The following is a 13,790-nucleotide window of genomic DNA, read 5'->3' on the forward strand; positions in this document are numbered from 1 at the left end:
AATGGGTAAGACTATACGTTTCGGGGTATCCCTTGATTCCGACCTGCTGGAGAAGTTCGATAAACTGTGTGACGAAAAAAGTTACCAGACTCGTTCGGAAGCAATCAGAGACCTGATCCGCAACATGCTTGTGGAAAAGGAATGGGACGATACCGAAGGCGAAATGGCCGGGACTCTTTCCCTGGTCTACGATCATCATCAGAGCGGGCTTTCCCAGCGGCTGACCGAGCTGCAGCACGACAGTCATGATCTGATACTTTCCACCCTGCATGTGCATCTGGACCATAGCAACTGCCTTGAAGTCATGGTGCTCCGGGGTGACGGCAAGTCCATCAAGGAACTTGCCCAGCGTCTGATTTCCACCAAGGGCGTAAAACATGGTAAACTGGGGCTGACCACGACCGGTGAAGAACTGGTCTAGTGTTTCCCTGTTTGCTGAATTCAAAATAGATTCAGGATTAAAATGGAAGATGTTCAGAACAGCCGGGCCAAGGTAGCCATGTCCATAGACCGGGTCGGGGTGCGCGATCTTACCCTGCCCCTGGTAGTGCGTGACCGCAAGTCCGGCAGCCAGCATACCATGGCCAAAGTGGCTTTGTCGGTTGACCTGCCTGCCCATTTCAAGGGCACTCATATGAGCCGTTTTGTCGAGGCTCTGGAGGATTGGACCGAGGAGCTTGATTACAGAAGTTTTTATAATCTGCTGAGTGATATCCGCAGACGGCTGGAAGCCCGCAGCGCCCATGCCGAACTGGCTTTTCCGTATTGTCTGCGGAAAAAATCCCCGGTGAGCGGACGCATGGGCATAATGAGCTACGAGTGCACCGTGGAAGGAGAACTGGTCGGGGACAATCTGGAATTCACCCTTGGGGTAAAGGTCCCGGTCATGACCGTATGTCCCTGTTCAAAGGCCATCAGCGATGAAGGTGCTCACAGCCAGCGGGCCGTGGTTCATATCCGTACAAGGTCCAGAGGATTCGTCTGGATAGAGGATCTCGTGGAAATCGCCGAGGGGTCCGGGTCCTGCGAAGTCTATTCCCTCCTTAAGCGCGAGGATGAAAAACACGTTACCGAGAAAAGTTTTTCCAATCCCACATTTGTTGAAGATGTGGTGCGAAATGCCGCTATGGGGCTGGAAAATCATCCTAAAATTTCCTGGTACAAGGTTGATGTGGAGAGTTTCGAATCAATTCACAACCACTGCGCGTTTGCAAGTATTGCCAAATCGTAATCAGTGCTTACTATTATAGTACAGGAGGCAGAGGGGATTATCCCCACCTGACTCCGACGACAGCCGCTGTTGCTTCTCATGAAATAAGGTTAAGCGATAGCGGCGACAGTTTGAGGACTGTGTGTGAGGGACCCGCGGAATTTTTCGCGGGTCCTTTTTTAGGCTTGGCAGATAATTTGCCGGTGGCATTCATTGAGATGTCTTTAGTTTCTTAGTCTAGTGCCTTTTGGGGATAATAAGAGTTTTTATATCTTAACAGACTTAAACTACTAGGGATTCCAAAGGGAATTATTCCCTTTGGCTGCCGGCGGCGAAATCCGTCCATCAAAAGCGCGAAGCGCATCAAACTTCCCGCCTTAGACTTGCCAATCGTGCGAAGCGGCATTATCTGTACTGATCGGCCCGGATCAAAGGGACCGAAATTGAACGACAATGCCCGCCAAGGGTGAAGGATATACGTGCAATGAGTTTTTCCAGCGGTTATGCCATCGGTATAGATACCGGCGGCACCTATACTGATACTGTTGTTTTGAACTGCGCCGATTCCAGCGTGGTAGCCACGGCAAAATCTCCCACTACACATCATGACTTAAGCCTCGGTCTGGCTTCATCGCTGGACAAGGCCATGCAGGAAAGCGGCGTGAAGCCAGAAGATGTGAAACTGGTATCCGTTTCCACCACTCTGGCCACCAATGCAGTGGTGGAGGACAAGGGCGCACGGGTCGGTCTGTTCATGATCGGCGCTCCCAGAGCCTTGAAACTGCCTGTTGTGACCGTGCGTTTCGTGGACGGCGGACACAAGATAACCGGCGCCGAGGACGATCCTCTGAATATCGAAGCCCTCGTTGACGGCATTAACGATATGCGCGGGCATGTGGATGCCTATGCCGTGTGCGGAGCCATGAGCATCAAGAACCCCGCTCACGAACAGATTGCCGCAAAGGCCATTTCGCTTACCGACCCCAAACCGGTTTTCTGCTCCCATACCATAAGCACCCGTGCAGGACAGAAGGAAAGGGCTGCGACAGCCGTGCTTAACGCCCGTCTCATGCCGGTAATGGCGGAGTTTCTTGCCGGGGTAGGCAAGACTCTGGATGATCGCGGGCTGGGCGGCTCCGTTGTTGTTGTGCGCGGAAACGCTACTCCCATGAGCATGGAAGATGCCGTTCAGCGCGCAGCGGACACTTTTGCCAGCGGTCCTGCATCCACCGCATATTACGGCAGCATCTATTCCCCGGAAAAGGACGCCCTGATAGTTGACGTGGGCGGAACCACTACCGATGTTACCCTCATTCGCGATGGAAAACCGACCATAAATGATGACGGCAGTATCATCGGCGAATGTGAAACCCACGTGGAAGCCGTGGAGATGTTTACGGTCGGTGTCGGCGGGGACAGTTTTTCACGCATCAATCGTTCCGGCAGGCTTGAGGTCGGCCCGGCAAGGGTTATCCCCCTGTGCATGGCCGGAGAGATCCCCGCTCCGTCCGGCTGGATAGGAAAGGGGCATGATTCCCATCTGATCAAGATAGGTCCCTCCTCCGCTAGCTGCGATGAGGACAGTGTTCTGGAGTTTCTCACCGAAAACGGCCCTTCGACATTCAGCCGGATCATGAAACAACTCGATATGGGCGAAATCCGGCTCGGTGGTCATCTTTCCGCTCTTGTGCGTGAACAGGTCGTCGAGGAAGCCGGATTCACTCCTACCGATGCTCTGCATGTTCTCGGAGAGCTTTCCATCGGTGACGCACGGGTTTCCGTAGAAGCTGCTGAAGTTCTTGGAAAGGAATTCGGTCTTGACGCGGAAGGTTTTGCCCGCAAGGTTCTGGCAGAAACACGGCTCAAGATCGAAAACGCCATGCTGGAACACATCGTGCGCAAGGAGATCGGCGGAAACATGGCCGGTATCATTGCCGGGCGCTCCGCAAGTCCTCTGGTAAGTTTTGAGGCCTCGCTCAATCTGCCCATTGTGGGCATCGGAGCCGCTGCCGGGAAACTGCTTCCCGAAGTTGCCGAAAAACTGCATACCGTGGCCGTTTTCCCGGAACATCATGAAGTGGGTAACGCTCTTGGAGCGGTGAAGATGGCCCTGATCAACGTAAATGAGGAGGCCCGCTAATGTTCGACCGCAGACCGAATGCCTGGGAATACTGTCTGGAAGCGGCAAGTGAAAACGCTGAAACCGAAATAGTGCACGGCTGGATATTCAAGGACGGCCAGTGGGTGACCCACGCCTGGTGTGAATTCGCCGACAAGGTTATCGACCTGACCCTTTCCAGCCATTCTACCGATAAATTCGATTATTACACCAAATACATGGTCGGAAGCGAACGCTGCCGCCGGTACTCACGGTTGGAATTTTTCGAGCTTGTGGGCAACGAACGTCATTTCGGACCCTACGACAAGGAATTTTTCTTTGCCGAGACATGTGACCGGGACCCGCTGGAAGTATTGGAATCCCGAAAGGATAAGTAGAATGTCCGGATTTTTTATTACCGGGACCGGAACCGATGTGGGCAAGACCGTGGTGACAGCGGCTCTTGCCCGGTTTTTTGCTCAGGCCGGAAAATCCGTCCTGCCGGTAAAGCCCGTGCAGTCCGGTGGGATTATCCGTCCGGACGGCCGCATGGATTCCCCGGACGGAGAAGTCTACAAGGCCGCCGGTGCCGCATGGAATCCCGATCTCCAGTGTCCGTTCATTTTCGAGCCGGCCTGCTCCCCGCATCTCGCGGCCAGTCTGTCCGGTAGCGGGTTGGATGTGGATGAGGTTGCCGCAAGAGTCCGCGCAATTGAAGCCGAGACCGGAGCCCTGCTGTTGGTCGAAGGGGCCGGTGGTATAATGGTGCCCCTGAATGACCGGATGACCATGCTGGACCTGATGCGCGCCTTGGAATACCCGGTGATCCTCGCCGCTGAAAACAAGCTCGGCGGCATAAACGAAGTACTGCTGTCCGTTGCCGCGCTCAGGCAGGCCAAACTGGAAATCGCCGGTATAATAATGACCTCCGCCAACGGTCCGGCTCCCTCCGAGTACGGCATGGCGCAGGATAACATCCGGTGCATCGAAAGTTTTTCAGGTGTCAGGGTATTGGGTTCCATTCCGCATATTCAGAATTGGGATCACAACAATCCCGGCTGCTGGGCTGAGGTGGACAACGCTTTATCTTCACTTGATATTTGATTTTGGAGAAGTGTTACATGATGCCCCCGGCAGAGCCGCCGGAGGCGAAGTCAAGTCATCAAAAGCGCGAAGCGCATCAAATTTTTCTTCAAAATGCCTGTTCAGGAAATCTAGTAATGTCCAATACAGAATCAATGCTTCAATTCGACCGGGCGCATATCTGGCATCCGTACACTTCGGCGGTAAATCCGTTGACTGTTTTTCCCGTCAAACGAACCGAGGGTGTCAGGATAATACTTGCTGACGGGCGGGAACTGATTGACGGCATGGCTTCGTGGTGGTGCGCCATTCATGGATACAATCATCCGGTGCTGTGCGAGGCTTTGTGCCGTCAGGCCGCCGAGATGCCGCATGTTATGTTCGGGGGACTTACCCATGAACCGGGCGTGGAACTGGCCCGCAGGCTGGTCGAACTTTCTCCGGAACAGTTGCAGCATGTTTTTCTGGCAGATTCCGGATCGGTTTCCGTGGAAGTGGCTCTGAAGATGGCGATCCAGTACTGGTACGCCATGGGCAGACCGGAGAAAAACCGGTTGATGACAGTGCGAAACGGCTACCACGGTGATACCATCGGCTGCATGGCGGTTTGCGATCCGGTCAACGGAATGCATTCCATGTTCACATCCGTGCTGCCGGAACATGTTTTTGCCGAGGCCCCTCCGTGCAGGTTTGAGGGCGGTTGCAGCGATGCGGACTTTGAAGATTTCAGAAGCAGGATTGCTGAACACGCTCACGAACTTGCGGCCGTTATTCTGGAACCCGTGGTTCAGGGAGCAGGGGGCATGCGTTTCTATTCCCCGGAATACCTCAGGCGGGTCCGTAAAGCCTGTGACGAGCACGGGGTGCTGCTTATCTGCGATGAGATTGCTACCGGATTCGGTCGGGCCGGGGCTCTTTTTGCAAGCGAACTGGCCGGAATATGTCCGGACATCATGTGCGTGGGCAAGGCTCTCACCGGCGGCATGATGACTCTGGCCGCTACCCTGGCCACTTCCGAGGTTGCGGAAGGAATTTCATCAGGCGGTGGGGTGTTCATGCACGGACCGACCTTCATGGGCAATCCGCTGGCCTGTGCTGTGGCTAACTCCTCTATTGATCTGCTGCTCAGGAGCGACTGGCAGCGGAAAGTGGCGAACATTACCGCAGGGCTTCGCAAGGGACTGGCTCCCTGTGCGGACATGCCGACAGTGGCTGATGTGCGCTGTCTGGGCGCTATCGGGGTGGTGGAGCTTAAGAGCCCGGTGGATATGGAATTCATTCAGGCCGAATTTGTCCGGCGCGGGGTCTGGGTGCGGCCGTTCGGCAGGCTGGTGTATGTAATGCCGCCGTATGTTATTTCCGATGAAGAATTAGAAGTGCTGACCTCGGCCATCTGCGAAGTGGTCGGTCTGCACAGGGGGTAGTGAAATGGGCAGAAGCTGGAAGGATAAAATCCGGGTTGCGGCGCAGGCCGGGGAACCCATTGACGAAGTTACGGCGGTGGAGCTGCTCGGAGCGTCCCACGATGATCTGGCCTGGATACTTGATGCGGCGCATACAGTGACCTCCCGAAGTTTCGGCAGCAGCGTCAGTCTGTGTGCCATTGCCAATGTCCGCAGCGGCAACTGTTCCGAGGACTGTGTTTTCTGTGCCCAGTCCAGCCATTTCAAGGGAACTCCCGCTCCGGTGTACCCGCTGATGGAGGTCGGTGAAATCAGGGAATGCGCTGCGAAGGCGGGCCGGTCGCCTGTGGAATTTTTCAGCTACGTGACCAGCGGCCGGGCGCTTGGCCGGGAACCGCTGGACAGGGTCTGCGAGGCCGTGGACGGCATGCGGGAGGTGCCGTTTTCACATTGTGCTTCGCTCGGCTGTCTTGATTTCGAATCCCTGAAGAAGCTTAGGGAATCCGGTGTGGTCCGTTACCATCATAATCTGGAATCGGCGGAAAGCTATTTTCAAAAGGTCTGCACCACGCACAGCTACGCGGAGCGTATCCGTACAGTGCGCGATGCCCGCAGGGCCGGGCTTCAGGTCTGTTGCGGCGGGTTGCTCGGGCTCGGTGAGAGCCGTGAACAGCGGGTGGAACTTGCGCTGGCCATAGCGGCGGAAAAAGTGGATTCCATTCCGCTCAATTTTCTGGTGCCCATTCCCGGCACTCCACTGGAGGGAGTAGGACAGCTGGAGCCGCTTGAAATTCTGCTCTCCATAGCCATGTTCAGGCTGACCAACCCGCAGGCCGAAGTGCGCATGGCTGCCGGGCGCGGGGCATTGCGGTCACTGCAAGCGTTTATTTTTCATGCCGGATGCAACGGACTGATGGTCGGCGATTTTCTGACCGTTTCGGGGCAGGGTATCGACTCGGACCTTACCATGCTTTCCGATCTGGGGCTCAAGGCGCGCCGCAAGGCTTAGAAGTGATGGCTGGTGCTCAGTCTGTCTTTTTCGCGCCCTTTTTGAGGATATATTTTTTGAAAAGTATGGCCGACTCAAGGACGGGATCTATTTCAAGGGCTTTTTCAATGTGGGCCAGAGTGCTGGCTTCATCCCCTGTTTCAAAGTAGGCCCTGGCAATGTTGAAATGCAGGTTTTCATCGTTCTCGTCCAGTTCCAGAGCCTTGCTGTAGAAATTTATTGCTTCTTCGTAAAGTTGCAGTTTGCGTAATGAAATTGCAGCGGAATTGAACTCACGCCTTTGCTCTTCTATGAATTCCTTATCACTGCTGTCCAGAATGGCCACGATTTCGGAAAGTCGCGCTTTGGCAAGCGGGGTGTCCGTTTCCGGCGAGGTGTTGTCCGGCTCAATGAGCAGGGACCTGATCAGACTTTCTATTTCAGAGTCTGCTGCATCTATGGATTGAGCGTCTCCGGAGGCAAGCATTTTCGCAAGGGATTCGTATTCGGGGATAGAATTTTTCCGGTAATAGCCTATTTCAGGAGTGAATGAGGATATGAACTGGTCTCTGTCCATTGCCGTGAAAATTCCCGAGGGGAGGCTTTTCGCGTTGAGCGGCTCTACACAGTATTTTTCGGAACAGGAGCGCAGGACATAGTAATAAGTCTTGTGCTCGGCCTTTTGCATGGTTGTTCCCGCGCCGGTATGGTCTATTATGTTTTTGGAGTAGATTCCCAAAACTTTATAAGGTTCTCCCATATCCCCCCTCCAATCACCTTACTTATTTCCAGCAGGCTTTCCAGCATAGCCGGATCGCGTCCTTCCGTTTCCCCCGATAAAATCCTGCTCCCCGCTACTTTGATCGTTATTTGCATATAGCCGAACATGGCTGCGGGCAAGGAATGTTGTTATAAACAGACCTTGCCCGCAGTGTCGATTAGAAATGTATTTCAATAATTGATCAGATTCTGCCTTCCTCTACCGCATGGCAGGCGCAGACTGCGCCGCCGCCCATATCGCGGGTGAGGGGGATTTCCGTTCTGCAACGGTCGTTGGCATGGGGGCACCTGCCGTGGAAGACGCAGCCGGTCGGCAGGTTGATGGGTGTGGGCACATCTCCGGAAAGGTGGATATGCTTTTTCTTCTTCCCCCCAAGAGTCGGGATGGCTGAAAGCAGTGCTACGGTGTAGGGGTGTTTCGGGTTGGAAAAAAGTTCTCCTGCCGGGGCCAGCTCGCAGAGGCAGCCAAGGTACATTACGGCCACACGGGTGCTTATGTGTTCCACCACGGAAAGGTCATGGCTGATGAACAGATAGGTTAATCCGCGTTCTTCCTGAGCATCCATGAGCAGATTCAGTATCTGGGCCTGTATGGATACATCCAGTGCGGCTATGGGCTCATCGGCTACAATGAATTCCGGCTCCACGGCCAGAGCACGGGCTATGCTGATGCGCTGGCGCTGGCCTCCGGAGAATTCATGGGGATAGTTGCCTGCCCATTCGGGGTCCAGTCCGACACTGTTCATGACCGAGTGCAGCTTTTCCTTGGCATCTCCTCGGGAGATTCCCTTGTTATGGAAGTAGATCGGTTCTTCAATGATCTGGCGTACGGTCATGCGCGGATTAAGTGACGCGTACGGGTCCTGAAAGACCATCTGCATCTTTCGCCGGTACGGAAGCATTTTGCACGGGGTCAGGTTGTCTATGCGTTCTCCGCAATAATGCACTTCCCCGGAGTTGGGAGGGTAAAGTCCCATGACGGTACGGGCCAAAGTGGACTTGCCGCAGCCGGATTCTCCGACCACGCTCAGCGTTTCACCTTTGCTGATGCCGAGACTGACGTTGTTCACCGCTTTCACTATTGTATGGCTGCGCGTGATGCGACCGTTTTCCATTTTCAACTGGTCGAGCAGCCCTCCGGAAATGTCGAAGTGCTTGACCAGTTTTTTGATTTCCAGGAGGTAATCGGTTTGCATGACGACTCTCTTATATGTTGTCGGCATGATGGCAGGCCACCATGATGCCGGATTCGTTTTCTTTCAGTTCCGGACGCACCTGCCTGCAGATGTCTGTACAGTACCCGCATCTGGGGTTGAACGGGCATCCTGCGGGCATGTTCATCAGGGAGGGCATGGCTCCGGGAATCTGGGTCAATCGTCCTCCGGCCGCGCCGGACTGAGGCAGGGCGGCAATAAGCCCCCGTGTGTACGGATGAGCCGGATTTGCGGTTACTTCGGCCGTTGAGCCTGTCTCGACAATTGATCCGGCGTACATGACCGCTATATGCTCGGTCACTTCGGATACCACTGCCAGATCATGGGTGATGAGTATCAGCCCCATGTTTTCGGTCTCGCAGAGTTCCAGCAGCAGATCCATTATTTCAGCCTGTATGGTCACATCCAGAGCCGTGGTCGGTTCATCCGCAATAATAAGCGCAGGATCGGTCAAGAGTGATATGGCGATTACTATGCGTTGGCGCATGCCCCCGGAAAATTCGTGCGGATACTGGGTCAGACGTTTTTTCGGCGAGGGTATGTATACTTTTTTCAGCTTTTCAAGCGCGATTTCCTCCGCTTCCCTGCGGCAGACCTTCTTATGCACCATCACGGTTTCTATCATCTGGGTGCCGATGGTAAGCACCGGATTGAGGGTCATCATGGGGTCCTGAAATATCATGGAGATGCGGTTTCCGCGGATACCGCGCATTTTTTCGCACGGCATCCGGGCAAGGTCCTGCCCTTCGAACATGATGGAACCGTTTGAAATATAGCCGGGTTTGGAAATGAGGTTGATGATGGAAAAGCCGGTTACCGATTTTCCCGCCCCCGATTCGCCCACCAGTCCCAGCCTTTCCCCCTTATCAAGGGTGAAGCTTACATCCTGCACTGCCTTGAGGGCGCCCCTGCGCAATGCAAACTCGACACTCAGGTTTTTTACATCAAGAAGAGGTTGCATATTTATCCCTTGTACAGTTTTGGGTTTAAGAAATCCCTGAGCCAGTCGCCGAGGAGGTTGATGACCAGGATAAGCAGTACAAGCACCATTCCGGGGAACAGGGTTATCCACCATGAACCGCTGAAGATGTATTCAAACCCGACATTGATGAGCGACCCCAGCGACGGCTGGGTGACCGGCATGCCGAGTCCGACAAAGGACAGGGCCGCTTCGCTCATGATGGCATTGGCAACCTGTATGGTGGAAATGACGAAGACCGGGGAGAGCGTGTTGGGCAGTACGTGCCGCCACATTATCCTTGTCTGCGAGAGTCCGATAACCCTTGCGGCTTCAACGTACTCCTTTTTCTTTTCAGCCAGAACAGATGCCCTGACCGTGCGCGCATACTGCGGCCATTCAGCGAATCCGATGACCAGTATCAGCAGCGGGACCGCAATCTCCTCATACTTGGCAACTCCGAACGCAGCCTGAAAGATGGCTGAAATGAATATTGCCACCATGTATGTAGAAAAGGAGAGCTGCACATCCGCTATGCGCATGAGTATTGATTCTACCCGCTTGCCCATGAATCCGGCTATCAGCCCGACCATGATTCCAAGAAAGGCCTGCAGGGCCACGGCCCCGAATCCGATGATCAGGGAAACCCGCATGCCGTAAAGCATTGTGGATAGCATATCCCTGCCCTGGGCATCGGTGCCGAGCAGGAACTCGCTGTTCCCGCCATGCAGCCATGAAGGCGGAATCTCCGCGTTCATGATGTCTATGTTGTGGGCGTCGTAAGGGTTGTATTGAGTAACCAGCGGTGCTGCGAAGCCCAGGAAAAGAAGCACGGCAAGGATGGCGAAGCTGGTCATGGCCACTTTGTCGTGCAGAAAATCGTGCAGAAAATATGATTCCTTGAATCTCTGCCAGCGTGATCTGGTTCGCATTTATCTTTGCCCCGTGATTCTGACCTGAGGGTTGACGAAACCGTAAATAACATCAACCACGGTGTTAACAACAACGAATATCAGCCCGACGACAACCAGATAGGCCACCATCAGCGGAGCATCCCCGCGTTCCACTGCCTCGATGAACATGAATCCCATGCCCTGCCACTGAAAAACAGTTTCGGTGAGAATGGTGAAGGCTATCATCGTCCCCAGTTGCACGCCGCCTACGGTGATGACCGGGAGCAGGGTGTTCTTGAAGGCGTGCACGATCCAGACTCTGGCGGGAGTGAGCCCTTTGGCCCAGGCGTATTTGATATAATCGTTTTCCAGAACTTCCATCATTTCTGAGCGGATAAGCCTGATGAAAAGGGGCAGCATGATGGAGGAGAGAGCCAGCGAAGGCATTATGAGATGTTTGAGGCCGTCGAGGGTCAGGAATCCTGTGCTCCAGCCTCCGATGTTCACCGTGTTTCCGCGGCCGTAGGAAGGCAGCCAGTGCAGTTCCACTGAAAATATGTAGATCATCAGGATTGCGGTCAGAAAAACCGGAATGGACACTCCCACAATGGACCCGCCCATGATGAACCGTGATAAAATCGATTTGGGCCTGATGGCGGAATATATCCCCAGCGGGACGGAAAAAAGGACGATGATAATTGCGGAGCAGAAGACCAGTTCAAGCGTTGCCGGGGCCTTGTTCAGAATAACGGCAAGAGCGGATTTCTTGTAGAAGAATGATTTTCCGATATCTCCTTTGACTGCTCCCTGCAGGAACCTGCCGAACTGGACCATGAACGGATCATTCAGCCCCAGTTCGTCTTTCAGTCTTTCTCTTTCCGCTTTTGAAACGGAAACACCTGTAATTTCCCTTATTGGATCGCCGAAGCTCTGCTTGATGGCAAAGCCGATAAAACTGATAATCAGCATGACGATGATCGCTTGCACGATTCGTCGGACAATAAAAGCAAACATTTTTCACTCCAGACGGCAAACTGTATAAGCCTTCCCCGGATTTCAGGCTGATTATGCCTTTATGCGGCATACCCGGTTTCCTTCCCGCAAGCGTTTCAGGCTTTTCGCGGGGGCGCGAAGGAACGGCCGGATGGCGGTAGTTCACTTTTGCTGCATTCAACGGAGAATGCCTCGTAGGAATGCTGCAGGTGAATCCGCCGCGCTTTATCGAAATCCGATTGTTGACAACGCAAGGGGAACTCCGGAATGGAGTTCCCCTTGATGTAAAGGTTCTTTCAGACTGTTCCTGTGCTACTTGACGACCAGGTCACCGAAGAAGGGGAAGTTCTGTACGTTGACTATTTCCTCGGTATTCATGCCATTCTTGGATGCCCAGGAGAGGTTCTGCCAATGCAGGGGCACGAATGCTGCGTCGTCGTAGGCGAGTTTTTCAACCTTCTGGAGCATTGCCCTGCGCTTGGCAAGGTCTGTTTCGGTCTGGGACTGTATGGTCAGGGCGTCAACTTCGGGATTGCAGTAGTTACCGCTGTTGTACTGTCCGTAACCGGTTTCCTTGTTGGGGCACATGAGCAGGAATTCGGTGTAGTTGGCGGAATCTTCAGTATCGGGATGCCAGCCGATCATCTGGATGTCGGCAACCTGTGCATCGTATTCGTCCCAGTACTGGGCCTTGGGCATGGTCTTCAGATTTACCTTGATGCCGATTTTGCCGAGCATGGAAACAAAGGCCTCGGCAATTTTTTCATCGTTAACGTAACGGTTGTTGGGTGCGATCATGGTGCATTCAAAACCGTTTTCGTAACCGGCTTCCTTCATGAGCTGCTTGGCTTTTTCAAGATCGTAGCGGGGTTTGAGTTCGGGATTGTATCCTGCAAAACCTTCAGGACCCTGCTGGCATGCTACAGTGGCGAAACCTTTCATGACCTTATCAACTATACCGGCATTGTCGGTAGCGTAGACGATTGCCTGACGGACCTTGCGGTTCTGGAAGGGCTTCTGGCGTTTCTGGTTGAGCTGAAAGGTGATGATGCGGGAACCGGACATGGTGATCAGCTGCAGACCTTCAGTTGACTTGATGCGGTCAAGGTCCTGCGGGGGAACGGGCATGATGAAATCAACATCTCCGGAAAGCAGCGCAGCCACGCGGGTCGCATCGTTTTTAATCGGAGTAAGGATTATCGTGTCTACGTTACCGGCCTTGTCCCAGTATTCCGGGAAAGCCTTGAAGACCGTGCGTACACCCTGTTCGCGTTCGGCCACAACGTATTTACCTGTTCCGGACTCGTGTGTATTGGCAAAGGAAGGTGCGGTTTTGATGATGGCGTCTTTCGGCTGTCCGGATTCGTCAGTACCGGTGTAGAATTTTCTGTCCATGGGGAAGATGTAGGTTGCCATGTTCAGCAGCAGGCCGTAAGGCTTCTTGGTGACGATGTCGACGGTGTAATCGTCAACAACTCTGGCCTGTCCGAAGGGTTCGAAAAGCCCCTTGAAGTCCGGGCTCTTCTTAAGGCGTTCAAGGGTCCAGACGACATCTTCTGCTGTGAAGGGATTGCCGCTGTGAAATTTTACGCCTTTGCGCAGATGGAAGCGCATGGTTGTGTCATCAATAAGTTCCCATGATTCTGCAAGGCGGGGTTCGAAGGAACCGTCCTTGGCCCAGCGGATGAGCGGGTCAAAGACCATGTGGGAGTACTGGAGCATGCCTGCGGAAAGCTGTACTTCAGGGTCAAGGGATACCGGATCGGCATCCATTGCCAGTTTCAGGGTTTTTCCGGCCGCGGCCTCGGCAGCCGGAGCCGCTTTTTCAGCGGTTTCTTTCTTGGCCGGTGCTTCTTCCTTTTTTTCCGCACTGCATCCGGCCAGACTCAGGGCAAGAATAATTACAAGAGCAAGAAACCATAGTGAACGTTTCATCCTTACACTCCTTGGAAAGGGTAACAACTGTAATAAAATCATCAAACACTACCAGCTCAGGGACGCCCTGAAAAACTGATCTTGAAACAGGCAAAACCTGTCGGCGCATCAGGCTTCCCCTTGCCGTATGCGGTCATTATTATTACACTTGAATTATCGATTTAACAAATTTTTAACTGTTTGAAATAACTGCTCAAAAATAATTAATAAATGTGGATGTTTCTTTCTTCCAAAA

General features: G+C 53.6%; 13 protein-coding genes. 7 read left to right on the plus strand and 6 right to left on the minus strand.

Going from position 1 to position 13,790, the window contains the following annotated elements; all coding sequences use genetic code 11:
* Position 1: 1 nt before the first annotated feature.
* The 7 genes from nikR to bioB all read left to right on the plus strand — a co-directional run bounded on the left by nikR (position 2) and on the right by bioB (position 6,803).
* Positions 2-421, plus strand: a complete 420-nt coding sequence (gene nikR, locus ACKU4E_RS18120) for a nickel-responsive transcriptional regulator NikR (protein WP_320172468.1) — start codon at positions 2-4, stop codon at positions 419-421.
* 42 nt (positions 422-463) lie between these two features.
* Positions 464-1,231 (plus strand): GTP cyclohydrolase FolE2, encoded by a 768-nt coding sequence (gene folE2 / locus ACKU4E_RS18125; RefSeq protein ID WP_320172469.1) that lies wholly within the window; start codon positions 464-466, stop codon positions 1,229-1,231.
* A gap of 463 nt (positions 1,232-1,694) precedes the next feature.
* Complete coding sequence (locus ACKU4E_RS18130) at positions 1,695-3,350, plus strand: hydantoinase/oxoprolinase family protein (RefSeq protein ID WP_320172470.1); 1,656 nt, start codon at positions 1,695-1,697, stop codon at positions 3,348-3,350.
* Positions 3,350-3,706, plus strand: coding sequence for a hypothetical protein (locus tag ACKU4E_RS18135; protein WP_320172471.1), 357 nt, complete (start codon positions 3,350-3,352; stop codon positions 3,704-3,706). Before ACKU4E_RS18130 ends, ACKU4E_RS18135 begins: the two co-directional genes overlap by 1 nt.
* 1 nt (position 3,707) lies before the next feature.
* Positions 3,708-4,412: a dethiobiotin synthase gene (gene bioD, locus ACKU4E_RS18140; RefSeq protein ID WP_320172472.1), complete on the plus strand. Its 705-nt coding sequence runs from the start codon at positions 3,708-3,710 to the stop codon at positions 4,410-4,412.
* A gap of 116 nt (positions 4,413-4,528) precedes the next feature.
* On the plus strand, positions 4,529-5,815 hold the full coding sequence (bioA, locus tag ACKU4E_RS18145) for an adenosylmethionine--8-amino-7-oxononanoate transaminase (protein WP_320172473.1): 1,287 nt from the start codon (positions 4,529-4,531) through the stop codon (positions 5,813-5,815).
* A gap of 4 nt (positions 5,816-5,819) precedes the next feature.
* A complete protein-coding gene (gene bioB, locus ACKU4E_RS18150; protein ID WP_320172474.1) occupies positions 5,820-6,803 on the plus strand; it encodes a biotin synthase BioB in 984 nt (327 codons plus the stop codon).
* A gap of 16 nt (positions 6,804-6,819) precedes the next feature.
* Here bioB and ACKU4E_RS18155 read toward each other — a convergent pair whose 3' ends face one another.
* From ACKU4E_RS18155 to ACKU4E_RS18180, 6 genes are all read right to left on the minus strand, one after another.
* Positions 6,820-7,542, minus strand: a complete 723-nt coding sequence (locus tag ACKU4E_RS18155) for a tetratricopeptide repeat protein (RefSeq protein ID WP_320172475.1) — start codon at positions 7,540-7,542, stop codon at positions 6,820-6,822.
* Positions 7,543-7,744: 202 nt separating this feature from the next.
* Entirely contained in the window at positions 7,745-8,758 is a 1,014-nt protein-coding gene (locus ACKU4E_RS18160) for an oligopeptide/dipeptide ABC transporter ATP-binding protein (protein WP_320172476.1), read from the minus strand.
* Between the two features lie 10 nt (positions 8,759-8,768).
* On the minus strand, positions 8,769-9,737 hold the full coding sequence (locus tag ACKU4E_RS18165) for an ABC transporter ATP-binding protein (RefSeq protein WP_320172477.1): 969 nt from the start codon (positions 9,735-9,737) through the stop codon (positions 8,769-8,771).
* 2 nt (positions 9,738-9,739) lie between these two features.
* On the minus strand, positions 9,740-10,666 hold the full coding sequence (locus ACKU4E_RS18170) for an ABC transporter permease (protein WP_320172478.1): 927 nt from the start codon (positions 10,664-10,666) through the stop codon (positions 9,740-9,742).
* Positions 10,667-11,641 carry an ABC transporter permease gene (locus ACKU4E_RS18175; protein WP_320172479.1) on the minus strand — a complete coding sequence of 325 codons (975 nt, stop codon included), beginning with the start codon at positions 11,639-11,641 and terminating at the stop codon, positions 10,667-10,669.
* A 291-nt stretch (positions 11,642-11,932) separates the two neighbouring features.
* A complete protein-coding gene (locus tag ACKU4E_RS18180; protein ID WP_320172480.1) occupies positions 11,933-13,555 on the minus strand; it encodes an ABC transporter substrate-binding protein in 1,623 nt (540 codons plus the stop codon).
* Between the last annotated feature and the right edge of the window lie 235 nt (positions 13,556-13,790).

This window comes from Maridesulfovibrio sp. (assembly GCF_963677005.1).
Classification (GTDB): domain Bacteria; phylum Desulfobacterota; class Desulfovibrionia; order Desulfovibrionales; family Desulfovibrionaceae; genus Maridesulfovibrio.